At 63.7% G+C, this 25,513-nt stretch carries 20 protein-coding genes; 10 read left to right on the plus strand and 10 right to left on the minus strand.

Annotation, left to right across the window (positions count from 1 at the left end; all coding sequences use genetic code 11):
* Positions 1-159: 159 nt before the first annotated feature.
* From QQL24_RS09425 to QQL24_RS09440, 4 genes are all read left to right on the plus strand, one after another.
* Entirely contained in the window at positions 160-1,500 is a 1,341-nt protein-coding gene (locus tag QQL24_RS09425; RefSeq protein WP_284311722.1) for an N-acetylmuramoyl-L-alanine amidase, read from the plus strand.
* A 203-nt stretch (positions 1,501-1,703) separates the two neighbouring features.
* Positions 1,704-4,157, plus strand: a complete 2,454-nt coding sequence (locus tag QQL24_RS09430; RefSeq protein WP_284311723.1) for a penicillin-binding protein 1A — start codon at positions 1,704-1,706, stop codon at positions 4,155-4,157.
* Between the two features lie 104 nt (positions 4,158-4,261).
* Positions 4,262-5,393 (plus strand): peptide chain release factor 2 gene (prfB, locus tag QQL24_RS09435; protein ID WP_284311724.1). Its coding sequence is split into 2 segments (ribosomal slippage): positions 4,262-4,330 and positions 4,332-5,393, totalling 1,131 coding nucleotides; the frame shifts between segments, so codons are not numbered across the junction.
* A 617-nt stretch (positions 5,394-6,010) separates the two neighbouring features.
* A complete protein-coding gene (locus tag QQL24_RS09440) occupies positions 6,011-6,136 on the plus strand; it encodes a hypothetical protein (protein WP_284311725.1) in 126 nt (41 codons plus the stop codon).
* A gap of 400 nt (positions 6,137-6,536) precedes the next feature.
* On the opposite strand, the gene QQL24_RS09445 is transcribed toward QQL24_RS09440, so the two are convergent.
* From QQL24_RS09445 to QQL24_RS09470, 6 genes are all read right to left on the minus strand, one after another.
* Positions 6,537-7,502: an oligopeptide/dipeptide ABC transporter ATP-binding protein gene (locus QQL24_RS09445; RefSeq protein WP_284311726.1), complete on the minus strand. Its 966-nt coding sequence runs from the start codon at positions 7,500-7,502 to the stop codon at positions 6,537-6,539.
* The gene (locus QQL24_RS09450) at positions 7,499-8,479 is read right to left on the minus strand and encodes an ABC transporter ATP-binding protein (protein WP_284311727.1); all 981 of its coding nucleotides are present in this window, start codon (positions 8,477-8,479) and stop codon (positions 7,499-7,501) included. The genes QQL24_RS09445 and QQL24_RS09450 overlap by 4 nt, the downstream gene beginning before the upstream one ends.
* Complete coding sequence (locus QQL24_RS09455) at positions 8,476-9,318, minus strand: ABC transporter permease (protein ID WP_284311728.1); 843 nt, start codon at positions 9,316-9,318, stop codon at positions 8,476-8,478. Before QQL24_RS09455 ends, QQL24_RS09450 begins: the two co-directional genes overlap by 4 nt.
* Complete coding sequence (locus tag QQL24_RS09460; protein WP_284311729.1) at positions 9,315-10,292, minus strand: ABC transporter permease; 978 nt, start codon at positions 10,290-10,292, stop codon at positions 9,315-9,317. Before QQL24_RS09460 ends, QQL24_RS09455 begins: the two co-directional genes overlap by 4 nt.
* Before the next feature lie 132 nt (positions 10,293-10,424).
* Positions 10,425-11,981: an ABC transporter substrate-binding protein gene (locus QQL24_RS09465; protein WP_284311730.1), complete on the minus strand. Its 1,557-nt coding sequence runs from the start codon at positions 11,979-11,981 to the stop codon at positions 10,425-10,427.
* A 121-nt stretch (positions 11,982-12,102) separates the two neighbouring features.
* On the minus strand, positions 12,103-14,124 hold the full coding sequence (locus QQL24_RS09470) for a CocE/NonD family hydrolase (protein ID WP_284311731.1): 2,022 nt from the start codon (positions 14,122-14,124) through the stop codon (positions 12,103-12,105).
* Between the two features lie 230 nt (positions 14,125-14,354).
* Between QQL24_RS09470 and QQL24_RS09475 the strand changes: the two genes are divergently transcribed.
* On the plus strand, positions 14,355-15,137 hold the full coding sequence (locus QQL24_RS09475) for an inositol monophosphatase family protein (RefSeq protein WP_284311732.1): 783 nt from the start codon (positions 14,355-14,357) through the stop codon (positions 15,135-15,137).
* 105 nt (positions 15,138-15,242) lie between these two features.
* Here QQL24_RS09475 and QQL24_RS09480 read toward each other — a convergent pair whose 3' ends face one another.
* The 3 genes from QQL24_RS09480 to QQL24_RS09490 all read right to left on the minus strand — a co-directional run bounded on the left by QQL24_RS09480 (position 15,243) and on the right by QQL24_RS09490 (position 18,017).
* Positions 15,243-15,809 carry a dual specificity protein phosphatase family protein gene (locus QQL24_RS09480; RefSeq protein WP_284311733.1) on the minus strand — a complete coding sequence of 189 codons (567 nt, stop codon included), beginning with the start codon at positions 15,807-15,809 and terminating at the stop codon, positions 15,243-15,245.
* Between the two features lie 199 nt (positions 15,810-16,008).
* The gene (locus tag QQL24_RS09485) at positions 16,009-17,352 is read right to left on the minus strand and encodes an ATP-binding protein (protein WP_284311734.1); all 1,344 of its coding nucleotides are present in this window, start codon (positions 17,350-17,352) and stop codon (positions 16,009-16,011) included.
* Positions 17,349-18,017, minus strand: a complete 669-nt coding sequence (locus QQL24_RS09490; protein WP_284311735.1) for a response regulator — start codon at positions 18,015-18,017, stop codon at positions 17,349-17,351. The genes QQL24_RS09485 and QQL24_RS09490 overlap by 4 nt, the downstream gene beginning before the upstream one ends.
* 209 nt (positions 18,018-18,226) lie before the next feature.
* On the opposite strand from QQL24_RS09490, the gene QQL24_RS09495 reads away from it, so the two are divergent.
* Entirely contained in the window at positions 18,227-18,472 is a 246-nt protein-coding gene (locus QQL24_RS09495; RefSeq protein WP_284311736.1) for a hypothetical protein, read from the plus strand.
* Between the two features lie 12 nt (positions 18,473-18,484).
* On the opposite strand, the gene QQL24_RS09500 is transcribed toward QQL24_RS09495, so the two are convergent.
* Entirely contained in the window at positions 18,485-20,218 is a 1,734-nt protein-coding gene (locus tag QQL24_RS09500; protein ID WP_284311888.1) for a PHA/PHB synthase family protein, read from the minus strand.
* A 235-nt stretch (positions 20,219-20,453) separates the two neighbouring features.
* Between QQL24_RS09500 and QQL24_RS09505 the strand changes: the two genes are divergently transcribed.
* The 4 genes from QQL24_RS09505 (at position 20,454) to QQL24_RS09520 (ending at position 25,417) form a co-directional block, all read left to right on the plus strand.
* A complete protein-coding gene (locus QQL24_RS09505) occupies positions 20,454-20,819 on the plus strand; it encodes a hypothetical protein (protein ID WP_284311737.1) in 366 nt (121 codons plus the stop codon).
* Between the two features lie 92 nt (positions 20,820-20,911).
* Entirely contained in the window at positions 20,912-22,129 is a 1,218-nt protein-coding gene (locus QQL24_RS09510) for an LL-diaminopimelate aminotransferase (protein WP_284311738.1), read from the plus strand.
* Positions 22,130-22,539: 410 nt separating this feature from the next.
* Entirely contained in the window at positions 22,540-24,036 is a 1,497-nt protein-coding gene (guaB, locus tag QQL24_RS09515) for an IMP dehydrogenase (protein WP_284311739.1), read from the plus strand.
* Positions 24,037-24,127: 91 nt separating this feature from the next.
* On the plus strand, positions 24,128-25,417 hold the full coding sequence (locus tag QQL24_RS09520; protein WP_284311740.1) for an RsmB/NOP family class I SAM-dependent RNA methyltransferase: 1,290 nt from the start codon (positions 24,128-24,130) through the stop codon (positions 25,415-25,417).
* Positions 25,418-25,513: the final 96 nt, after the last annotated feature.

Consider the following 25,513-nt stretch of genomic DNA (forward strand, 5'->3'; position numbering starts at 1 on the left):
TTGGCAAGGATTTCCGTAGCCTGTTGCAAGAAGGACACGGATTTTGAGCCCGCGGCGTTAACACAAGAGACACGCTTCTCGACGATCATCATTGTTTCGCCACTTCGTCACGGATATGTGCACGGACGACGGAAAGGGCAAGCCGACGGGCGGGCCCTGATGATGGAGATGACGGCTGGGATGAAGCTCGTCGCCGCGATGGTTTTGGGAATGCTGGCTGTTCTCGACTGGCACGGCGCTCTCGCCGCCCAGGGCGGCCCCGCGCCCGTGCCTGCCATGACGCAAGCCGCCCCGGCGCCGGCCGTGACAGCACCCGCCCCGGCGCAGGCCGACGCGCTGGTCGCCAGCGATGCGCGTCTGGCCGGCGATGAGAAGCGCACCCGCCTGATCGTCGACCTCAATGGCCCGACCGACAAGCTGAACTTCCGGGTCTTCGTGCTGGCCGATCCCTATCGCGTCGTGGTCGACCTGCCTCAGATCGCCTTCAACATCGCCCCGGACATCGGCAAGCATGGCCGCGGCCTGATCAGCGCCTATCGCTTCGGTCTGATCGCTCAAGGCAAGTCGCGCATCGTCATGGATCCGACCGGACCGGTTTCGGTGGACAAGTCCTTCCTGCTCGATGCGGTCGACAACCAGCCGGCGCGCCTCGTCATCGATCTCGTCAAGACCGACAGGTCGGCCTTCCTTCGTACGGTGGCGGCGCAGAAGGCCTCCGACATGACGGCGACACCGCCGCCTCCGCAGGGCGCCGATACGCTGCTGCCGGAGATCCAGCCCGGCCTTCCCATCGTGGTGGTCGATCCCGGCCATGGCGGCATCGATGCCGGCGCAACCTCGCCCTCGGGCGAACAGGAAAAGAGCATCGTCCTGGAATTCGCCAAGAAGCTCGCCGAGAAGATCAACGCCACTGGCCGCTATCGCGCGGTGCTCACGCGGGAGGATGACACGTTCATCACGCTGTCGGGCCGCATCCAGTTCGCCCGCGCCAACCGGGCCTCCCTGTTCGTCTCCGTCCATGCCGATACGCTGCATGATCCGTTCGGGGTGAGAGGCGCCACCATCTACACGCTCTCGGACAAGGCGTCCGACGCCGAATCCGCTCGCTACGCCGAACAGGAAAACAAGGCAGACGCCATCGCCGGCGTCGATCTCACGGCCGAACCCGGCGATGTCGCCGACATCCTGATCGACCTCACGCGGAGGGAGACCAAGACTTTCTCCAACCGTTTTGCCAAGGTGCTGATCGACGAGTTCCAAGCCGCCGCCACGCTCAACAAGAACCCGCACCGCTCCGCCGGCTTCATGGTGCTGACGGCGCCGGACATCCCCTCGGTTCTGCTCGAGCTCGGCTATCTCTCCAGCCGGGACGATGTGAAGCTGCTGACCTCCGACGATTGGCGAAATCGTGCGACGGATGCCGTGGTCACTGCAGTGGACGCCTTTTTTACGCAGCGTCGCCAGAATCAACCGGCAGTCTCCAACGCTGCAGCGCCCTGACATCATTAATGATATGTTGCGGGCGGGCCGCAGTTTCTCCACAAACGACCTGCAAAAGCGTAACCATGCCCCTCCCACCCTTGGGTTCGGTTGCCGGGACATGGTAAAGAAGGGGATGAAAGCGCCGCTTGCGCGTAGGTGCAGCATGCCCTAACCCCAGGCCCGCCGCGGTTGGGGACGATATTGCCGATGAAAGCGTTGTGATGAGACTTCTCGTTCGATTCCTTGGATTTTTGTTCACAACGGCATCGATGTTGTTCCTTGTCGGGGGCTCGTTCGTCGCCCTCTATGTGTGGGCCAATACCCGCGACCTGCCGGATACCGCCGCGCTCAAGGATTACGAACCTCCGGTGATGACCCGCGTGCATGCGGGCGATGGCACGCTGCTCGCCGAATATGCACGCCAGCGCCGGCTCTATCTGCCGATCGAGGTGGTGCCGCCCTTGCTGACGCATGCCTTCATGTCGGCCGAGGACAATGATTTCTACAATCATATCGGCATCGATCCCAAGGGCGTGCTGCGCGCCGCCCTGTCGAACCTCACCCATCACGGTCGCAGGCCGCAGGGTGCCTCGACCATCACCCAGCAGGTTGCCAAGAACTTCTTCCTCGCGCCCGACCAGAGCTATGTCCGCAAGATCAAGGAAGCCATCCTAGCGCTTCGCATCGAGCAGACTTATCCGAAGGACAAGATCCTCGAGCTCTATCTCAACGAGATCTATCTCGGCATGGGCAATTACGGCGTCGCCGCCGCGGCCCTCAATTATTTCGACAAATCGGTCGACGAATTGTCGATTGCCCAATGCGCCTATCTGGCGGCGCTGCCGAAAGGGCCGAACAACTACAATCCGATCACCAAGCACGATGCCGCCATTGAGCGCCGCAACTGGGTGATCGGCCAGATGGTCGAGAACGGCTATATCACCAAGGAAGAGGGCCAGAAGGCCCAGGCCGAGCCGCTCGCCATCAATCCCCGCATGGTAAATGGCGCCCAGACCTATGCCGCCAACTATTTCACCGAGGAAGTCCGCCGCGAAATCGCCGAGCGCTATGGCGAGGACAAGCTCTATGAGGGCGGGCTGTCCGTACGCACCACGCTCGACCCCAAGCTCCAGCGTGAAGCCCGCGCCGCCATGGTCGAAGGGCTGGTGCGCTTCGACGAGCGCGGCGGCTATCGTGGGCCGGTGAAGAATGTCGATCTCGGCGAGGATTGGGGCGTGACCCTCGGCGCCGAGAAGCGCCTGAGCGACATCGCGCCCTGGCAGCTCGCCATCGTGCTCGAATCCGGCGACGCCAGCGCCCGCATCGGCCTGCAGCCGCCGCTCGACCGCTCCGGCAATGTCTCGGGCGACCGGCCGACTGGCGCTGTCAACCTCGATGGCGTCAAATGGGCACGCTGGGCAAGCGGCCCACTGCGCGGCAAGGCGGTGGGCAAGGTCAGCCAGGTGCTGAAGCCCGGCGACGTCGTCTATGTCGAGCCGCAGGCGGATGGCAGCTATCGCCTGCGCCAGATCCCCGAGATCTCCGGCGCCATGGTGGTGATGGATCCCTATACCGGGCGCGTGCTCGCCATGGTCGGCGGCTTCTCCTACGACCAGTCCGAGTTCAACCGCGCCACCCAGGCCCAGCGCCAGCCGGGCTCCTCCTTCAAGCCTTTCGTCTATGCCGCCGCGCTCGACAGTGGCTACACGCCCGCGACCTTGGTGAACGATGCGCCTATCGAGGTAAACCAGGGGAATGGCCAGGATACCTGGAGGCCGGAAAATTACGGCGGGAAGTTCTACGGGCCGGCGACCCTGCGTTTCGGCATCGAATATTCCCGAAACGTCATGACCGTTCGCCTCGCCCAGGATATGGGCATGCCGCTGGTTGCCGAATATGCCCGCCGGTTCGGCGTCTATGACGACCTGCCGCCCTATCTTTCCATGGCTCTGGGCGCAGGTGGCACCACCGTAATGCGGATGGTCGCCGGTTACGGCATGATCGAGAATGGTGGTCGCCTGATCAAGCCGACCTTGATCGACCGCATCCAGGATCGCTGGGGCCATACGATCTACAAGCATGATGAGCGTGTCTGCCAAGGCTGCAACGCCGATAGCTGGAGCAACCAGGACGAACCCAAGCTGATCGACAATGCCGAGCAGGTCCTGGATCCGATGACGGCCTATCAAGTCACATCGATGCTGGAGGGCGTGATCCAGCATGGTACGGCGCAGATCCTGAAATCGCTCAACCGCCCGCTTGCCGGCAAGACCGGCACGACCAACGACGAGAAGGACGCCTGGTTCGTGGGCTTCTCCCCGGATCTCGTCTGCGGCCTCTATCTTGGTTACGATAACCCGCGCCATATCGGCAATGCCGTGACAGGCGGCAGCCTCGCTGCCCCGATCTTCGGCTCCTTTATGAAGCAAGCCCTGGCCGACAAGGCGCCCGTCCCATTCCGTGTGCCGCCCGGCCTCAAGCTCATCAGCATCGACCGCAAATCCGGTTTGCGGGCCGATGGTGCAAGCGCGATCCTTGAAGCCTTCAAGCCCGGCACGGCGCCGCCTGACAATTATTCTGTGATCGGTTCGGGCGGCGGCTTCGGCGAAAGCGGTGGCCCGCAAGCTGGCGGTGGCGGCGGCGCGGTCTCGGCTGGAACCGGCGATCTTTATTGAGGCCCTCCGGCTACCGCGGGCAGCACCCCATATTCGTTCTTTCACTCAGCCGATGGCTTGCCTATATGGAGCCCGGCTAAACAATCCAAACGGGCGATTCACTTATGCGCGCTGAAATCCTGTCCCTTGCGGACGACATCAAGCAGTCTGCGGGACTGCTGAGGAGGCATCTTTGACTGGGATACTTCCTACGCCCGCCTGCAAGAGCTGAACCACCTCACCGAGCAGCCCGACTTCTGGAACGATGCCGAGAAGGCGCAGAAGCTGATGCGCGAGCGCACCGATCTCGATGATCGGCTGTCTTCGCTCGTTCGCATCGAGAAGGATCTCGACGAAACGCTGGAGCTTGCCGAACTCGGCGAGGCCGATGGCGATGATTCCATCGTCGACGAAGCGCAGGCGGCTCTCGCCAGCCTGAAAACGGAAGTGGTCGAGCGCCAGTTCGAAGCTCTGTTCTCCGGCGAGGCCGACGGCAACGACACCTATATCGAAATCAACTCTGGCGCCGGCGGTACCGAGAGCCAGGACTGGGCCAATATGCTGCTGCGCATGTATACGCGCTGGGGCGAACGGCACCGCTTCAAGGTCGAGTTGATGGATTTCACCGATGGTGAAACCGCGGGCATCAAGTCGGCGACGATCGTGGTGAAAGGCGAGAAGGCCTATGGCTGGGCCAAGGTGGAATCGGGCGTGCATCGCCTGGTGCGCATCTCACCCTATGATTCCAATGCCCGGCGGCATACGTCCTTCGCCAGCGTGTGGGTCTATCCGGTGATCGACGATAGCATCAACATCGAGATCAACGAGTCGGACTGCCGCATCGATACCTATCGCGCCTCGGGCGCCGGCGGCCAGCACGTCAACCGGACCGACTCGGCGGTGCGCATCACCCATCTGCCCTCGGGCATCGTGGTGGCCTGCCAGCAGGACCGCTCCCAGCACAAGAATCGGGCCACGGCCTGGGGCATGCTGAAGGCGCGCCTCTATGAGGCCGAGCTCAAGCGGCGCGAGGAAGCGGCGATGGCGACCCATGCCGGCAAGAGCGACATCGGCTGGGGCCACCAGATCCGCTCCTACGTGCTGCAGCCCTACCAGATGGTGAAGGACACGCGCACCGGCTACACCTCCGGCACGCCCGGCGACGTGCTGGACGGCGACCTCGACGACTTCATGAAATCGGCCTTGGCCCAGCGTGTCTATGGTGGTGGCCCGGAGGGGGTCGAGGACATCGACTAAGGGTCGTCAAAACGGCAAGTGAATCGGAACAGGAAAGGCGCGACGCTTGAAGCGCCTGTTCCTAAGCGATCCCTTGGTCACCCGGTCAAACCTATCGCCCGTGCTAGAGCAAAGTGGCTTTAGACGCGATCGCCAACGAGACAGGAGAGGCTGTCATCCCCGGCAAGGCCGGAGGCCTTGGGAAGGGGATCCAGGGGCCAAAGGTCTCTGCCTTATGGGCCCCTGGATCCCCTTCCCCTCGCTCTCTCTCGCTGTGCTCGTGAGCACACTCACAAGCAAAGCTTGTGAGGATACAGCCGGGGATGACAGCCAAGGCAATCGATCTTAAAGCCCCCAAGCTTTAGGATCAATCGACGGCGCTCTGCGTGGCATCCTCCTCCGTCGATGACACGGGCGTTGAATTGTGTTGAACAGAAAAAGAACAGATATTGACTCCTGTTCATTCCCATGCTCTCATCCGTCTTGGAACGAAGCGTCAGTAGCCGGCGTATGGTCAACCCGGCTCCGAACGCCTCCATCCACCCCGAGTGCCTATCCAAGCGATAGGCGCGCGGCGGCCAGCTTCTTTCGAAGCCGGCCTCCAGGGGTGACGAGCGGGACAGAGGGATCGGCACCCCATGGAAGTGCCCTGTGATCCCTGGACGGAGCGTGACGGGCTTGAGCCCGGCAACGCCTTCGTCCCACCTCCCGCCGATGCGGTGAAGACGGCCTATGCCACTGTCCGGCCAGGACTGCAGCGCTGAGCCCCTTCACCGAGCCGGCTGGCCAGGTTCGGATGGTCCGTGCCATCCGCTCTTGGCTCGCCTCCGCCTTCATAAGGCGGAAAAACAGGTGGCCTTGCACGCCTTGTCAGCGTGCCGGGCAGCCGGAACGGGGCGATGGCGGCCTGCACCGACAGTGCGGCCTGCATCTTCCATGATCCTGCTTTCACGGCTGCTCGGCAGCCGCCATCGCTCGGTCTCCTCATCAACCCAGCCGGAAAGGGCGTGGGAACGAGGGCGTTTGCGCGTTGTGGTGAGCGTTTGAAATCAGTGAACCAGCAAGCTGGTGTTCAGAGAGTGGGATTCAGTTAGCCGACCTCCAGATCGGCACGGAGACACCGGCCTCTCACGAGAAGTGCCGACCTGGAAATCGGCACATTTTTTACGCCAGCTCTGCCTTTCTTTCTGCACCGCTCCCCGCCAGCGGGAAGTGGCATGCGACGGTGCGACCGTCGTCCAACCTCGTCGGCACAGGCGCCGTGCCCCGGCAAAGATCCTGCACATGCGGGCAGCGCTGGTGGAAACGGCAGCCCGGCGGTGGATTGTGGGGGCTGGGCAGTTCACCCTTCAGCACGATGCGCTCGCGCCGGCGCGCCGGATCGACCGTGAGGTTCGCGGAGAGCAGGGCGGCGGTATAGGGATGGGCGGGCGCGCGGAAGACGGTGGCCGTGTCACCGCTCTCGACGATCTGGCCGAGATACATCACCGCCACGCGGTCGGTAACGCGCCCGACCACATTGAGATTGTGGGAGATGAGGAGATAGCTGAGGCCGAAGCGCTGCTTCATGCCCGCAAGCAGATTGAGCAGGTCACCCTGTACCGAGAGATCGAGACCGGCGGTCGGCTCATCGGCGATCAGGATCCTGGGCTTGACCGCCAGCGCCCTTACCAGCGCGACGCGCCGGGCCTGGCCGCCGCTGATCTGATGGGGGTAGCGCCCGAGGATCTGCTGTCCCAGGCCGAGATCCGCGGCGAGGCTTTCGATCTCCGCCCAGTTCTCCCGATTGAAGCGGCCGTGGATACGAAGCGGCTCTTCCAAGAGCTTGCGAATGGTCATGCGCGGGGAGAGCGAGGCCATCGGATCCTGGAACAGCATCTGCACCTTGGCGGCCACGAAACGGGCGTCCCGGCGCATCCTGTCGCCCACATCCTCTCCGTCGATCCGGATGCCGCCCTCGCTGTCGGCGAGATGCACGATGGCACGGGCCAGGGAGGACTTGCCACAGCCGCTCTCGCCGACCAGCCCGAGCGTCTCGCCTGGCTGGATCTGCAGCGAGAGGCCGTCGACAGCCTGTAGGGTCTGGTAGCGCACGGTCAGGCGATCAAGGGCGAGGGCAGGCGTCGTCATGCGGGCACCTCCAGCCAGCAAGCGGCGCCGCGGCCGGGCGTCAGTGTCACGAAAGGCGGGGGCTCGCTGCAGCGCTCATGGCGAGAGGCGCAACGCGCGGCGAAAGAACAGCCTGCCGGGCGCCTGGCGGGGTTGGGCACCACGCCGGGAATGGTGGCGAGCCGCTCGCCAGGCTCGAAGAGCGCATAGGGGTCGATTTCGCAGGCAAGCAGGGCCTTGGTATAGGGGTGGCGCGGTGCGGTCAGCACCTGCGCCGTCGGGCCGGTCTCGACGACACCGCCGGCATAGAGCACCACCACGCTGTCGCAGAGTTCCGCGATCAGGCCGAAACTGTGACTGATCACCAGGACCGAACCCTCGATCTCGTTGCGCAGGTCCTTCAGGATCTCGACGATCTGGGCTTCGATGGTGGCGTCGAGCGCGGTGGTCGGCTCATCGGCGATCAACAGGCGCGGCTCGACCAGCAGCGCCATGGCGATGACGACACGCTGGCGCATGCCGCCGGAAAATTCATGCGGATAGCGGTGCATGCGCGCCGCCGGATCGGGCACTCCGACGCGCTCCAGCATGGCACGCCCGCGCTCCCACAGGGCTTTGCGCGACTCATTCGGCCGCTTGCGCCGCTGGATGTCGACGAGCTGCGTGCCGACCGTGAAGAGCGGGTTCAAGGCCGTCATCGGGTCCTGGAACACCATGGCGATGGCCTCTCCCCGGAGGGAGGAGACGGCGGCGGGCCGCAGGCCCTGGAGGTCGCGGCCGGCGAAACGGGCCCTGGAGGCCGAGATCCGGGCGTTCTCCGGCAGCAGTCCCATCAAGGCGAGCGCCAGGGTCGACTTGCCCGAACCGCTTTCGCCCACCAGGCCAACCACCGTCTTGTCGGGTACGGCGAAGTCGATATGCGTGAGGATCAGCGCCTCGCCCTCGGAGGTGGGATAGCGCACGTCGAGATCGTCGATCGCCAGCAGGGTATCGCTCATCTCTCAACCCTCAGCTTGGGATCGATGGCGTCGCGCAGGGCTTCGCCCAGCAGGGAGAAGCCGAGCGTTGCCAGGATCAGGGCGCCTCCGGAGATCAGGGTCGGCCACATCGACTGGTCGAGATAGGTATAGCCGTCATTGAGCAGGCTGCCCCAGCTCGCCAGCGGTGGTTTCACGCCGAGGCCGAGGAAGCTCATGCCGGCCTCGATGGTGATCACCACCGGAATGTTCATGCTGGCGAGCACGAAGATCGGCCCGATGATGTTGGGCACGACATGATGCAGCAAGATGCGCCAACGCTGGGCGCCCAGCACTTTCTCGGCTTCGAGGAACGGGCTGTTGCGCAGCGCGATGGTCTGCGCCCTCGCCACGCGGCCGAACATCGGGATGAAGACGACGCTGACCAGCAACACGATATTGCCGAGCCCGGGCCCGAATACGGCGACCAGCGCGAGAGCCAGGATAAGGGTGGGGAAGGAACGCACCACATCGAACAGGGCCTGCAGGGCCTGGTCGATAATCTTGGGCGACAATGCCGCGAGGATGCCGAGGGCGACGCCGATGGTGAGCGACAGGGCGATCACCGAGGCGGCGATGCCGAGCGCGATGCGGGCGCCATAGATGCTGCGGCTGAGGAGGTCGCGGCCGAGCTGGTCGGTGCCGAGCCAATGCAGCAGCGAGGGATTCTGGAAGCGCTGCATCGGCGCTATGGCGTTGGGCTGGGGCAGGGGAAGCCAGGGCGCCGCGAGCGCCAGCAGGATCAGCAGGGCCACCACCACCAGGCTGAAGCCGCCGCCCGGCCGCGCCAGCACGCGCTTGAGGAGTTCGCTGGTGGTCATGCCGTCGCCCTCTGCCCGATCAGCCGCTGGCGCTCGCGCGGATCGGAGAAGGACTGCAAGAGGTCGGCGATCAGCGTCGCCAGCACGAAGAGCGCCACGATGACGAACATGCCGCCCTGGGCGATGGTGTAATTGCGCTCCAGGATCGCCTTGACCACCAGCGTGCCGAGCCCGGGCCGATTGAAGATGACCTCCGCGAAGACGGCGCCTCCCAGGAGTTCGCCGATACCCATGCCGACGATGGCAAGCGTGGGGATCCACGCAAGCTTCAGGGCATATTTCAGCAGGATGCGCCCTTCCGAGACACCATAGGCCTGCATGGTGCGGATATGCGCTTCGCCCAGCACTTCCAGGAGGGAGGAGCGCAACAGGCGCGCGATATAACCGATCCAGCCGACGGCAAGCGCAAAGGCCGGCAGGACGAGGTGGTGCAACTGGTCGGGGATATTACCGGGTTCGCCGGCGCCGAGCACTGGAAACCAGCCGAGGCGCTTGGCGAAGAACAGCAACAGCAGGATCGAGACCACGAAGCTCGGGGCGGCGACGAAGCCGACGCTGGCAAAGGCGCTGACGCGGTCGAACCAGCCGCCCGGCCGGCGCGCCGACAACAATGCGAGGGGGACGCCGAAGAGCAGGGCAAGGCCCATGGCGGAAAGGGCCAGGATGATGGTGTTCGGCAGGGCGGCGACAATGAGTTGGGCGATCGGCCGGCTATTCACCGCATCCACGCCGAAATCGCCCCGGAACAGCCGGGCAAAGAAGCCGAGGAACTGCTCGGGGAAGCTGAGATCCAGTCCCATGCGGCTGCGCAGCGCGGCGACCGCCTCGGGCGTGGCGCGCGGGCCGAGGATCACCGTGGCGGCATCCCCCGGGATCAGGCGCGGCAGCAGCAGCATGAACGCCACCGCGCCGACGATCGCCAGCGCGGAGGAGGCCAGCTTGAAGAAGAGATGCCGAAGCAGGGTATAGGACATGAAGTAGCCTGGGAGCGCGGACATCGCAGCAACATTACATCGGCGATGAATGTTGCGATGTCCGCTCTTCCTTCATCGTAGGACGATTCGTTTCCAAGAGCGGACTGGAAGCCCGCGCTCCCAGGAAGGCGATCACGCCTGGGTGAAGCCGGTGAACAGCCAGCTATTGCCATTGGGCAGGAGGCCGGGCTTGAGCCAGCTGCGCGTGGCGAAGGCATTGGTGTTGTGGGTGATCCAGATGAAGGCGGCCGAGTCGTCCATCAGCTTCTGCATCTTGATGTAGATCTCAGCCCGCTTGGCCGGATCTACCGTCTTGGAGCCGAGCGCGTCGAGATCGTCATAGACCTTGCTGGAAAAACGCTGCCAATTCCATTGTCCGATCTGCGCGGTGGTGAACCACTGGCTCTGGAAGCTCGGGTCGAACTTGCCGCTGAACTTCACCAGCGAGAGTTCGAGGTCTTTGCTGGTATCGCCTTCGCCAAGCGCCCAGAAGGCGGCCGATTCGAGCGCATCGATCTCGACCTCGATACCGACATCGGCCAGGTTGGCCTGGATGATGGCGGCGATGGCCTGGAAGCGGGCCGTCGACTGGATGGTCAGCTTGGTCTTGAAGCCATCGGCGAGGCCGGCATCGGCCAGCAGCTTCTTGGCTCCGTCGACATCGCGCTGATAGACCGGCGCGTCCTTCCAATAGCCGAGCAGGCTCTCGGCCATCATGGCGTTGGCGCGTGGATAGAGGCCGGAATAGGCGCCCTGCAGGATCGCATCGACATCGACGGCAAGGCGAATGGCCCGGCGCACGCGGATGTCGTCGAAGGGCTTCTTGGTCATGTTCGGTCCGAACCAGACATAATCGATGGCCGGGATCTGCAGCACCTTGCTGTCGGCCACGCCCTCCATCGTCTTGGCGCTTTCGGGCTCGATCATGGTGAAGTCGACCTCGCCGGACTGGAAGGCGATCTCCGCCGTCTTCTGCTCGCCGATCGGCTTGCAGACGATCTCCTTGAAGGTCGGCTTGATCGGGCCGGCATAGTCGGGATTGATGGCCAGCACGAATTGCTCGCGCGGCGTCCATTCCTTCAGCATATAGGGGCCGGAGCCGATCAGCGTGGTCTCGGCCTTGTCGCCGAGGGCTTCATAGGCCTTCTTGGAGACGATGCGGCCGGAACCGTCGGCAAGCGCGATCACCCACAGGGCTGGGGCAGGCGCCTTGAGGATAATGCGGCCGCTGAGGGGCCCGGTAACCTCGACATGGTCGAGCGGCGCCCAGTCCTTGGCGTAGACGACCGGCTTGCCATTCGGGGGCTTGATGAAACGCTCGAAGGAATATTTCACATCCTCGGCGGTGAGGTCGCCATAGCCGCCGGTGAATTTCAGGCCCGGGCGCAGCTTGAAGGAGATCTCGGTGTCACTGACCTGTGTGATCTCCTCGGCCGCGTCGAGCTGCCATTCCGTGGTGCCCGGCTTGAAGGAGACAAGGCCCTGCATCACCGACCAGATCACATTATTGTCGATCGGCCCGGTGCGGTTGGCCGGATCGAGGTTGGTGAGATCGGTCTCCATGCGGACAACGATGCTGTCTTTGCCGGCCGCCGCGGCGAGAGCGGGGTGCGGCAGCCCGAGCGTCGCCGCGGCCAATACCGAAAGGCCACCCGTCAGGACGTGGCGCCTGGACAATTCATATGACATCGCGATCTCCCATGCTTGCGGTTTTGTTTCATGACGCCTTGCGAGCGGATTCCAGAACTTTGCACGTCCGAAAGGGAACGCCTATACCAAAATACATACCTAGATCGGATTAAGTAATAAATCACACACCGTTCCTGGGTATACTGTATTTCCAGTTTCGGCTGGCCACCCGCGTTTCTCCTTCGAAAGCATCCATCCGCGCCTCGACCTCGAAGCTGGCGGGCGTGCAGCGAAGATTGGTGTGGGTCTTGGTCACGATATGCCAATCGCCCCGCCTGAGCTGCCATGTCGAGCCCGTATCGGCCTGGGCCGAGGAGGGATCGCCTTCCCCAATGCGATAATGTTCCACGGAACTGGCGTCGAAGGAAAGATCGATGGCGGCGATGTCGTAGGACGAGCGCTCGCGATGCACGGTCACCGTCCAGGCGCCGGTACTGGGATCCTCGGCCACCTCGCGATTGCGTCCCGCCAGCTTGCGCAGAACGACGGGTTCGGGCTCGGCCTGTTCGGGCGGCAGGAAGGGCGCCAGCGTTTCATCCAGTGCAGAAGGAGCGCGGACGGGCAGGGTCAGCGTGCTTTCCCGCGTCCACAGCGTCACCCGAGCATGGTCCGGGGAGGGCCAGGCGATAGGCCAGTGTGAGGTCGCCAGCGCCAGGCGGATGCGGTGGCCGCCGGGAAAGGCCTGTGCAATGTCGTTGAGAGCGAGCCTGATGCTGAAGCGCTTGCCCGGCACGAGCGGCACCGCCTCTTCATGGCCGTAGCGATGGGTAAGATTGAGGAGGCCGTAGGAGACCAGCGTCGAGGCACCATCGGGCGAGACGTCCTCCAGCCGGGCGGCGATCATGCCGGTCGGCTTGTCGCAGGCGACATGGAGGCTCACTACTGGCGCGCCGAGGAGTTCGAGGCGCTCCGCGAGCGGGGCGGTATCGAACACCACGGAGCGGCCGTCGTCAGGCCGTTGGTCGAGCGGCAATTCGCCGTCGAGCCCATAAGGGCACCACTCGCCGAAAGTGACTCCGGTCGCGAGCGGCGAGGCGATGATCACGCTGTCGTCCTCGCAGCGCTCCCGCGTCAATCGATGCGGTGCAAGGTGCAAAGTGAGGGCCTCGCGATCCCGCGGAGGCCAGGCTGGTTCCGCCACCCAGCGCCCGGGTCGTTCCGGATAAGTCGTCGCCGGCGGCTGGCTCTCCTGCATCCAAACGCGCAGCATCGGTTCGTCCATGATGCCGCTATCCTTGCCTTTCAGCCAATGATCCCACCAGCGCAGCGCCTCCTGCAGGAAGCCGATGGCGGGGCCGGGACGAGCGATGTGCGGATAGGCATGGCCCCAAGGCCCGATCAGCCCCTTTTTCGGCGCCTTGAGGCCAGCGAGCATGCGCGGAATGGCATTGCTGTAGCCATCCGCCCATCCGCCCACGGCATAGACGGCTGCGGTGATCGAGCTGTAGTCCTCGCAGATCGATCCCTGCTTCCAGTAATCGTCATAGAGCTGGTGCTCGATCCAGGCCTTGATCTGCAGAGGCGCCTTCTCGATGCGCTCAAGCCACATTTGCCGCCAGCGCTCGCCCACGACCTCAGGATCGGGCGGCTGGGCGCCGAAGGCGAACATGGTCGAACCCCAGGCGAGGCTGTTGTTGAGGAGGCAGCCACCCATGAAATGGCAGTCATCGGCATAGCGGTCATCGGTGGAGCATAGCGTGACGACGGCCTTCAGCGCAGGCGGGCGATGGCTCGCCACTTGCAGCCCGTTGAAGCCGCCCCAGGAAATGCCGATCATGCCCACGCTCCCGCTGCACCAGGGTTGGGCGGCGAGCCAGGCGATCACCTCGACGGCGTCTTCCTGTTCTTGCGGCAAATACTCGTCATAGAGGATACCGTCGGAATCGCCGGAACCGCGCATGTCGACACGCACGGCGGCGTAGCCGCGTTCGGCGAAATAATGATGCGTCTGCCGGTCACGCAGCACCGTGCCGTCCCGCCGCCGATAGGGCAGATATTCGAGGATTGCGGGGACAGGCGAGGCTTCGGCATCCTGCGGAAGCCGGATCGTTGCCGCCAGGCGCGTGCCGTCGCTCAGGGTAATCCAGGCCGTATCGATGGTGCGAACTGGTTTTAGCAAAGGAGAGCGACTGGACTGGTTCATGCGCCTCGTACGCTCATGTCTGGAATGCGTCCGGACAAGCTTTCAGGAACAACCGGGACGGTCAATAGATCGAGAAGCTGAGACGCAACAAAGTTTCATGGCAGTGATGAGTCTGAACATTAGCCTCCGGCGTAGCGTCGCTGCAAAAATGGAGATACAAGGGCGGGAACCCCAAGGTCGATCGCGACGGCGACTCGCGGAATTCAATAAAATTCAAAGGACTAGAGACGGTGTCTGATCCAATCTATCAGCGTTATTCCTTCGCCCATGGCCTGATCCGGGAGGCGGGAGCGCTCGCGTTGGGCTATTTCAACGAGCTTGGTTCCCTGACCGTCAAGAGCAAGGGCCTACAGGATGTGGTGAGCGAGGCCGATCTGCAGACCGAATTGTTGATCAAGAAGCTCATCGCAGGGGCCTATCCCGAGGATGCCTTCTTCGGCGAGGAGACGGGACCTGTCGGCATCGATAGCAAGCGTGGCATCTGGGTGGTCGACCCCATCGACGGCACGCAGCCCTTCCTGAGCGGGATCTCCTCTTGGTGTGTGTCGATCGCCTTCGTCTATGACGGTGAGCTGCAGTTCGGCCTGGTCTATGCGCCCAAGGACGACGAGCTCTTTGCCGGGGGGCTACAGGCGCCTTCCACCCTGAACGGCAGGCCGATCGAACTCCAGAAGGGCACCGAGCTGACCGACGGCGTGGTGAGCGTGGGCTACAACAATCGCATCCAGCCCGAAACGGTGATTGCCACCCTGGAACAGCTCCTCGAAGCCGGCGGCATGTATCATCGCAATGGCTCCGGGGCGTTGTCGCTCTGCTATGTCGCCTGTGGCCGCCTGCTCGGCTATGTCGAGAGCCACATCAATTCCTGGGACTGCCTGGCGGCGATCGCCATCATCCATGCCGCCGGCGGGCGCACGAACGACTTCCTGGCCCATGATGGCCTGAGCAACGGCAATGCTATCATTGCCGGCAACCCGGCCGTCTATCCAGCTATCGAGGCGCTGGTGAGCTAAAGCCTGCCTCAAGAAGGGCTACAAGGCGAAAAAGCGGCGGGGACACGGTCACTGCTTCGCCTCGCTCGCAATGACGAACGCGGCGCGCTGCCATCGGCGGCGGGATCAGGAGTTCTTGAAACCCAGCCAGGGTTCGAGACTCTCGAAGGTGAGATCCATCGCATAGGCGGCGCTGAGCGGCGACGAGATATGGCCGAAGCGGATGGAGAGCTGCCGCTCGGCGGTCGCCTCGTCAGCCTTGCTCACGGCGGCAAGGTAGAGGGCCGAAGCAAGGCCGCTGCGATCGGCGCCGGCTTCGCAATGGATCAGGATCGGCTTCTGGGCAGTCCTGAAAATTTCGACGAGGGCCTGTGCCTGCGCCAGCGTGAGCTGCCGCTTGGCCGACATTGGGAAATCGACATGGGTGATGCCGAGCACCTTGGAGGCCGCGACCTCGGAATCGTACCACAGCGTGCCGGGATTGCTGCCTCGCAGGTTGACGATGGTCTTGATCTTGTAGCGGTTGGCGTAAGCGGCGATCTCCAGCGCATCGGGCTGGGCCGAGCGGTAGAGTTCACCTGGGCGCACTTCGTTGAAATTGTTGTTGAGCAGAATATCGGCGGCGTAGCCACCCACGGCGGAGAAGGCCAGCAGGACAAGGCCGGCGAAACCGTAGAGCCAGGCCCGCCTCATGGAACAATGAGCCTGCGTCCGGCGAGCAGCGAAAGTGCCCCGACCATGACCGTCGAAACGCAGACGAGCACAGCCGGGGGGCCAACCAGCCTGTTGCGTTGAGTAAAGGGGAAGAGTTTGGCCATATCGCAGCCCATTTTCCTTAGGCGCGCCGGGAAAGGACCGGTCCTGCGCCATGGAATTTTCTAGGCTGCGAGAATTAGGGGTGACTTAGAGGGCCTTCCGGCTGGCCGGAGGGGCCCGGAAGCTGCAGTTCAGCGACAAGACCTGTCCCGTCCTCGCGGTTGCGCAGGGAGAGCTTGAGCTGGTGCCGCTCGGCAATGGAGCGTGCGATGGCAAGGCCGAGACCGCTGCCGTCGACCTCCTGTCCGGCGACCCGGTAGAAGCGCTCGAAGACCCGTTCGAGCAGCGGCTCGGGAATGCCGGGTCCTTCGTCGTGGATCGTAACGAGAATGTCATTCCCGGCTGCTTTGACCTCGACTTCGACCTTGCCGCCTTCCGGCGAGTGACGCACGGCATTGTCGACCAGGTTCGAGATCAGGACCTTGAGCTCGCCGGGGGTGGTTTCCACCGCGGGAAGTTCCGTCGCCTGCAGCTTCAGTTCAGTGCCACGGCTACGGGCGAGCGGAGCGATTGCGGCGATGCATTCATGCACCAGGAGGGTCACATCCGTCGGCTCGGGCGGCGCGGGCGAGGCCTCGGCGTCATAGCGCGCCAGCTTCAGGAGCTGCTGCACCAGGGCGGAGGCACGGCTGACGCCTTGGTCCACTTCGTCCAGCCGCTCCTTCTGGGCGCGCGTAGTGGCGATGCTGCGGACATTGCCCACCTGCAGCTTCAGGGCGGCGAGCGGGGTGCGCAGCTCGTGGGCGGCGTCGGAGACGAAGCGCCGTTGGCGTTCCATCGAGGCTTGCAGTCGGAAGAGCAGGTCATTGATCGCCCGAATGAAGGGCGCGAGTTCGCGCGGGACATCCTCGACCGCGATCGGCTCCCTGCTCGTCACCTGCCGTTCGGCGACGTCGGCTGCCAGCTTGTCGAGCCGCCGGCTGAGACGATCGATCACCAGGCCCAGCAACAGCCAGGAGAGCGGAATGAGGATGGCGATCGGGATGGCGGCGCGCAGCGCGGCGTCGGCCGAGAGCTCATGCCGGACATCGAGGCGCTGCGAGACCTGCACGGTGCGGCGCGGATCGATATCGGTGAAGGTACGCCAGGCGTGGTTCGGCGTCTGGACATTGTTGAAGCCGTTTTGGGCCTGCCGGGGAACGGCCGCCGTTGGATTTGAGGACCGCGCCTGTGTCTCGCCCGGCATCCAGATCTCGACGACGAAATTTTCCTCCGCTTCGAAGGAAGGATTGTAGGGCACGGGCTGCAAATCCGTGGGCAGGGCCTCGCCGATGTAGTGAGCAAGCTGGCGCAACTGGTTGTCGAGGAGTTCGTCGGACTCCCGGGTGACCTGAATATAGGACGTCACCGTGGTGACGATTCCGCTGAACAGCAGCAGCAGCGAGAGCCAGATGAAGGCCGTGCGCCGCAGCGAGATCATCGTGCTGCCTTGTCGATCATCCAGCCCACGCCCCGCATGTTGAGTATGATGTCCTTGCCGAATTTGCGCCTGATATAATGGATCAGCACGTCGATGGCATTGCTTTCCACTTCCTCGCCCCAGCCATAGAGCTGTTCCTCGAGCTGGGCGCGTGAGAAGATGGCACCCGGCCGCTCCATCAGCGTACGCATGAGTGCGAATTCCTTGGCCGGCAGGATATGGGTCGTGCCCCTGAAGGTCATCTGATGACTGTTGAGATCGAGCGTGATCTCGCCATTGGTGAGGCCGGAGACAGCCCGCCCACCATGACGGCGGCGCATCACCGCCCGCATGCGGGCCAGAAGCTCACGCATCTCGAAGGGTTTGACCAGGTAGTCATCCGCACCGAGATCGAGACCGTCGACCCTGTTGTCGAGATCATCGCTCGCCGAGATGATCAAAGTTGAGATCTCCTCGCCCTGGTCGCGCAGGCTGCGCAGGAGATCGAGGCCGCTGCGGCCGGGCAGGCCGATATCGAGGAGGATGAGCGCGTAGCTGTGCGTGACGAGGGCATGCTCCGCATCGTTGGCGTCGCGCACCCAATCAACGGTCATCGCCTCGTCCCTGAGGGCGGTGCGCAGGGCCTTGCCAATCATCGGATCGTCTTCGACGATCAGGACACGCATGGAACCGGACTCACGTTTGAAACGGATCTCCCTCGGACGGCGGCGGCAGCCTAGGCAGTGAGAATTAGCTTAAGATGAGGGAAAACACGTCACATAAGCCTTCGGTTTGGGCCTTGCGTGGCGCCCGATATCCTTATCCTAAGCCTCCCCTAAGCCTCCCCTAAGTCATGGCCTTTAGCGTTGGAGCGTCCTGCACGGAGCGCTCCCACATGGAACCTGGACGTGAAACGATCAGATCGGTGGCTTTTGCCATAGGCTATATCGCCTTTGGCCTGAGCATCGGCCTGTTCGTGGTCGACCTCGGATCGATGCATTTTGCCATGGCCTTCCGCATGCTGGCGCCCGCCATCCTGCAGGCATTCTCGCTCTTCCTGTTTCATGACAGCTTTGCCGTCCGGCGCAGGGGCAAGGATAAGGCAGCGGCAAGTTCCGCCCACCTGCCTCACGTCGGATGAGGCGGCGGCCTCCTACTCCTTCACATAGGTTCCCGGCGCATCGCCCAGCGTCTTGCGTCGCCCGCCCGGCGCGCGCTTGCTCGCTGGGACTTCCTCCGGCGCCTGGTGCCTGAGCCAAGTCAGCCAATCCGGCCACCAGGAGCCGGCGTGCTCGGTGGCCGCGGCGAACCAGTCCTCGAAATTGCCGGCCGGATCGCTGCCGAGCCAATATTGGTATTTCTTGCGGACAGGCGGATTGACGACGCCGGCGATATGGCCCGAGCCCGACAGCACATAGCGCACCGGACCGCCGAAGGCCTGGGCGCCGATGAAGACCGAATTCGGCGGGGCGATATGGTCCTCGCGCGTGGCAAGCTCGTAGACCGGGATCTTCACTTTCTTGAGGTCGAGGGTCTCGTCGCCCACCACCATCTTCCCGCGGGTGAGATTATTCTCGAGATAGCAATTGCGCAGATAGAAGGAGTGGTTCTTCTGCGGCATGCGGGTGGCGTCGGCATTCCAATAGAGCAGGTCGAAGGGTGTCGGCTGCTTGCCGCGGACATAATTGTTGACGAGATAGGGCCAGATCAGCTCCTGGCTGCGCAGCATGTTGAAGGCCGCGGCCATTTTGGCGCCGGGGAAATAGCCGTGCTCGTCCATCTTCTTCTCGATGGACAGGATGTGATCCTCGTCGGCAAACACCTTGAGGTCGCCGGCATTCTCGAAATCGACCTGCGTGGCGAAGAGGGTGGCCGAGCCGATGCGGGTATCGCCCTTGGCGGCCATCCAGGCGAGCGTCACCGAGAGCAGGGTGCCGCCGACGCAATAACCGATGGCGGAGACCTCCTTCTCGCCTGTGATCTTGCCGATCTCGTCGAGGGCGGCAAGAGGCCCTTCCTTCATATATTCGTAGAAGCCCTTGTTGCGCTGCTTCTCGTCCGGATTGACCCAGGAGATCACGAAGACGGTGATGCCCTGGTCGACGCACCATTTGATGAAGCTCTTCTCGGGGGTCAGGTCGAGCACGTAGAATTTGTTGATCCAGGGCGGGCAGATCAGCAAGGGCCGCTTCAGCACGTTCTCCGTGGTCGGCGTATATTGCAGGAGCTCCATCGTGGCATTGCGATAGACCACCTTGCCCGGCGTGGTCGCCAGGTTGACGCCCACCTCGAATTTCGAGGTATCGGATTGGCGGATCCTGAGATCGCCGCCGCCCGCGTCGATGTCCTCCTTGAGCATGTGCAGGCCGCGAACCAGGTTCTCGCCGTTCTCCGCCAGCGTGTCGCGGATCAAAGCAGGGTTGGTGGCGATGAAGTTGCTCGGCGAGATCGCCGCCGAGACCTGGCGCACATAGAAATCGGCCTTGTGGCGCAGATGCGGCTCCAGCCCATCGGCCTCCTTCACCAGCTTCTCGGCCCAGCGCGTGGTGATCAGATAGGCCTGTTTCAGCAGATCGAAATATTGGTTCTCGCTCCATTCCGGATCACGAAAGCGCGGATCCTTGGGATCGGGCTCGGCGGCTGGCTTGGCTTCCTCGCCCGTCATGCGCTGCAAGGTCGAGGCCCATAGCGACATGAAGCCGGTAGCAAGGTTGGTTTGCGCCTCCAGCGTGCGCTGGGGATCGGTGAGCCAATATTCGGCGAGATGGCCGAGCGTGTTCACCGCGTCGGTGACTTCCTCGGCAAAGTCGTTTTTGACTCTTCCGTCTTCACGCGGCCGCAGATAGGCGGCGAGAGCCTTGCCGCCCTCCTCAACGGCCCGGCCCATATTGCGCGCGAGCGATTCGATGTCGATCGGTCCGAACACGGCGGTACCGTCGGCGGGATGCTGTTGGCCGGTTGGCTTATCGTTCTTCATCAGCAACCATTAGAGCACGTTTTCGCACCATGTGAACGCTCCTGTGAGCATTGCTTGTGAACCATGGATTCGAAATGCTCGATTTCCCTCTATTTGCCAGACGCCACGCATCATATAATCGGAACACGAAAATTGTGAGATGCTTATGCGGATCCTTGTACTCGTTACCACTGCCGCTCTGGCGGCAATCGCTCTTGCCGGCTGCGCCAGCGATACGAAGCAGACGGCCCATGCGCTTGGCTTGACCTCAGGTCCCCTGCCGGCGCCAAAGCCTTTCGTGGTCGAATCGCGTTCCGCGCAGACTCCCGTCTATCCGGCCGTGGGCGTGACCCCGCCACCGCGAAGCGACCGCGTTCTCGACCAGGATCAGCGCAAGGCGCTGGAGGCGAGCCTCCTCGCCACGCCGGGGCGGCAACCTTCGCCGGACGAAAAGGTAGTCAAGAAGACGGGCGCGAAGAAGCCGGTCATACCTGCCAAGCGACAGAAGGCCAGCTTCTTCCCGCCGAATTAGGTCTGGTATTTCTTTTGCCATCTTTGACCGAAATGATTTAGAGGTACGTCCCCTTCAACCTCGAAAGCGCTGTTGCGCGCGAAAGCACTGCGATGTCCGACTTCTACTCAACCCGCCGTTTGCCGCCTTATGTCTTCGAGCAGGTCAACCGGGTGAAGGCAGCAGCACGCGCGCAGGGGGCCGACATCATCGATCTCGGCATGGGCAATCCCGACTTGCCGACGCCGAAGTTCATCACCGACAAGCTGATCGAGACAGCCCAGAAGCCGCGCACCAACCGTTATTCCGCCTCCAAGGGCATTCCCGGCCTGCGCAAGGCCCAGGCGAACTATTATGCCCGCCGTTTCGGCGTGAAGCTCGATCCCGATCGCCAGGTCGTCGCCACGCTCGGCTCGAAGGAAGGCTTCGCCAACATGGCGCAGGCCATCACCGCGCCCGGCGACGTGGTACTGTGTCCCAATCCGTCCTATCCGATCCACGCCTTTGGCTTCCTGATGGCGGGCGGCGTGATCCGCTCCGTGCCGGCCGAGCCGAACGAGGAGTTCTTCCGTTCGGCCGAACGGGCGGTGAAGCATTCGATTCCCAAGCCTATCGCGGTGATCGTCTCCTATCCTGCCAACCCGACGGCCTGCGTCGCCAGCCTCGATTTCTACCGGGACCTCGTCGCCTTCGCCAAGGCGAACGACCTCTTCGTGCTGTCGGACCTTGCCTATTCCGAGATCTATTTCGGCAGCGAGCCAACGCCCTCGGTGCTGCAGATCCCGGGCGCCATGGATGTGACGGTGGAATTCACCACGCTTTCCAAGACCTTCTCCATGGCAGGCTGGCGCATGGGCTTTGCGGTCGGCAATGAGCGCCTGTGCGCGGCGCTCGCCCGCGTGAAGTCCTACCTCGACTATGGCGCCTTTACGCCGATCCAGGTCGCGGCCGCCGCCGCCCTGAACGGGCCGGAGGACTGCATCGTCGAAATGCGCGAGACCTATCGCAAGCGCCGCGACGCGCTGGTCGAGAGCTTCGGTCGTGCCGGCTGGGACGTGCCGATTCCGCCCGCCTCGATGTTCGCCTGGGCGCCGATTCCGCCCAAGTTCAAGGATCTCGGCTCGGTGGAATTCTCCAAGCTCCTGATCGAGAAGGCTTCCGTCGCGGTGGCGCCCGGCATCGGCTTCGGCGAGCATGGCGACGATTTTGTGCGCATCGCCTTCGTCGAGAACGAGCAGCGCATCCGCCAGGCGGCGCGCAACATCCGCAAATTCATGGATGGCGCGGAGCAGACGCTGCACAATGTGCTGCCGATGTCGAAGAGCGCGTAAGCCGGAGGACGGGTCCTCGGACCCGCATTTTCTTGCAGCGCCTGCGTTTCATGCCGGTCTGAAGACCGGCACCCCACCACGCGCCTCTTCGGTGTGCCGGTCTTCAGACCGGCATGAACCCTCGGCAAACGATAAGTAGAGTGCCACGCAAATGCCGATCTGGAGATCGGCACACCATCTTCGGCTGCTTACCCGAATGGCCGCGGTTCCATGCCGGTCTGAAGACCGGCACACCAAAAGTACCCTGTGCCAAAAATTGCATGGCTGGCAGGCATCAAAAAGACATCTGACCGTCTTCCGCTTGTCGATTCCAAATGGTAAACGATCGCGCCAACCAAGTTCGGGCAGCCTGGGCGTCGTTCACCCATCGCCGATCTTATTCCCGCTTCTTCATACTTTGAGAGTTGGCAATGACACGCATCGTTGATTCATCGCTTTTTCCTGAAGCGCTCACCTTTGACGATGTCCTGCTGACTCCAGGCCATTCCGAAGTGATGCCGGCGCAAGCCGATATCCGCTCGCGCGTTACCCGTTCCATCTCGGTCAATCTGCCGCTGCTGGCCTCGGCCATGGACACGGTAACGGAAGCCAATATGGCGATCGCCATGGCGCAGAATGGCGGCATCGGCGTCATCCACCGCAATCTTACCCCCGAGGAGCAGGCCGAGCAGGTTCGACAGGTCAAGCGCTTCGAGAGCGGCATGGTGGTCAACCCGATTACCATCCCTCCGGAAACCAAGCTGGCCGATGCGCTGGCCCTGATGAAGCGCCACCAGATCTCCGGCATTCCGATCGTCACGGGGGCCGCGCCTGGCGTGCCGGGTATCCTGGTCGGTATCCTCACCAACCGCGACGTGCGCTTTGCCGACAAGCTCGACCAGCCGGTCGCCGAACTGATGACCAAGGAGCGGCTGGTCACGGTGCGCACCGGCGTCGCGCAGGAAGAGGCCAAGCGCCTGCTGCATCAGTTCCGCATCGAAAAACTGGTGGTTGTCGACGAGGATTATCGCTGCGTCGGCCTGATGACGGTGAAGGACATCGAGAAGGCGACGCTCTATCCCAATGCCTGCAAGGACGAGCAGGGCCGTCTGCGCGTCGCCGCCGCGTCGACGGTCGGGGATGGTGGGTATTCGCGCTCGGAGATGTTGATGGATGCCGGTGTCGACATGATCGTCGTCGACACCGCTCATGGCCATTCACAGAAGGTTCTCGACGCCGTTTCCCGCATCAAGCGCATCTCCAACTCCGTCCAGGTCGTCGCGGGCAATGTCGCCACCGGCGAGGGCGCGAGGGCGCTGATCGGCGCCGGCGCTGATTCCATCAAGGTCGGCATCGGCCCGGGCTCGATCTGCACCACCCGCATCGTCGCCGGTGTCGGCGTGCCGCAGCTCACCGCCATCATCGACGCCGCCAATGCCGCGCGCGAGCATGATGTGCCCGTGATCGCGGATGGCGGCATCAAGACCTCGGGCGACTTCGCCAAGGCGATCGCCGCCGGCGCGTCGGTCGCCATGGTCGGCTCGATGCTGGCCGGCACCGACGAGACGCCCGGCGAGGTCTATCTCTACCAGGGCCGCTCCTACAAATCCTATCGCGGCATGGGCTCGATCGGTGCCATGTCCGCCGGCTCGGCCGACCGTTATTTCCAGGCCGACATCAAGGATTCGATGAAGCTGGTGCCCGAGGGCATCGAGGGGCAGGTCGCTTACAAGGGGCCGGTCTCGACCGTGCTGCACCAGCTCGCCGGCGGCCTGCGTGCCTCCATGGGCTATGTCGGCGCCGAGACGATCGAGGAGTTCCAGGAGAGGGCCCGCTTCGTGAAGATCACGGGCGCGGGCCTGCGCGAGAGCCATGTGCATGACGTGACCATCACGCGCGAGAGCCCGAACTATCCGGGACGGAACTGACTGGGAGCGCGGACATCCTGTCCGCTCTTCCTTTCCTATTGAGCGCCTCGTTTCCAAGAGCGGACAAGATGTCCGCGCTCCCAGGTGATATTTGACCCCCGCCGCCCGCCTTTCCGCCGCCATCGAAATCCTCACCGACATCGAGACCCGCCGCCGCCCGGCCGCCGATGCCCTCAAGGATTGGGGCCTCTCGCACCGCTTCGCCGGCTCCGGCGACCGCGCCGCCCTGGCGGGTCTCGTCTATGACATGCTGCGCCGCCGCGCCTCGTCGCGCTGGCTGATGGAGGCGGAGACGCCGCGCGCCACGCTGATCGGCATGCTGGTCCTGCAGCGTGGCGAGACGCTTGAAAGCCTCGCCGGCCTGTTCAACGGCGAACGTTTCGCGCCGGAACCTCTCACGACGGAAGAGCAGACGGCCCTCGCCAGCCGCAAGCTCGCCGACGCCGCGCCTGACATTCAGGCGGATGTGCCGCATTGGCTCTGGACGTCCTTCGAAGCGGCTTTCGGCGCCGACGCCGTCAAGGAGGGGCAGGCACTCGCCGAGCGCGCGCCGGTCGATCTGCGCGTCAACACGTTGAAGGCTTCGCGCGAGAAACTGCTGGCCGAACTCGAGCCTCTTCACGCTACCGCGACGCCGCTCTCGGCCTGGGGCCTGCGCGTGCCGCTCGGACCCGACGGCCGCAGCCCGGCGGTGCAGGCCGAGGAGAGCTTCCAGAAAGGCTGGTTCGAGATCCAGGACGAGGGCTCGCAGCTGGCCGGCATGATCGCCGCTGCCAGGCCCGGCGAGCAGGTGCTCGACCTCTGCGCCGGCGGCGGCGGCAAGACGCTGGAATTCGCCGCGGCGATGGACAACAAGGGCCAGATCTTCGCCACCGACAGCGACAAGCGCCGCCTCGCGCCGATCCATGAGCGCCTGAGCCGGGCGGGGGCCCGCAACGTCCAGGTGCGCACGCCGCGCGGCGCCCTGCTAATCGAGGATCTCGACGGCCATATGGACATGGTGCTGGTAGACGCGCCCTGCTCGGGTTCCGGCACCTGGCGTCGCAACCCCGACGCCAAATGGCGCCTGCGCCCCTCCAGCCTTGCCGACCGCCAGAAGGACCAGGCGGCGGTGCTCAAGGCCGGTGCAAAGGCGGTAAAGCCGGGCGGCCGCCTCGTCTTCGTGACCTGCTCGGTGCTGCCCGAGGAGAACGACGCCTCGGTGCAGGCCTTTCTGGCCGACCACAGCGATTTCACGCCGGCGCCTCTTCAGGTGCTAGCGAAGGCTGCCGGCTTCTCGGGCTTTGCGCGTTTCGCCTCCTCTCAGGGGCTAGGGCTGCAGCTTTCCCCGAACCGCTCCGGGACCGACGGCTTTTTTGTGACGGTGCTGCACCGGGCCTGAAGTCTCCGGGTGCACGGGCATCCTGCCCGTTCTTCAACCGTGCCGCTTCCGAGAACGGGCAGGATGTCCATGCACCCGGAGAGTTTGCGCGTGTGC

The organism is Labrys miyagiensis (assembly GCF_030160835.1).
GTDB lineage: Bacteria > Pseudomonadota > Alphaproteobacteria > Rhizobiales > Labraceae > Labrys > Labrys miyagiensis.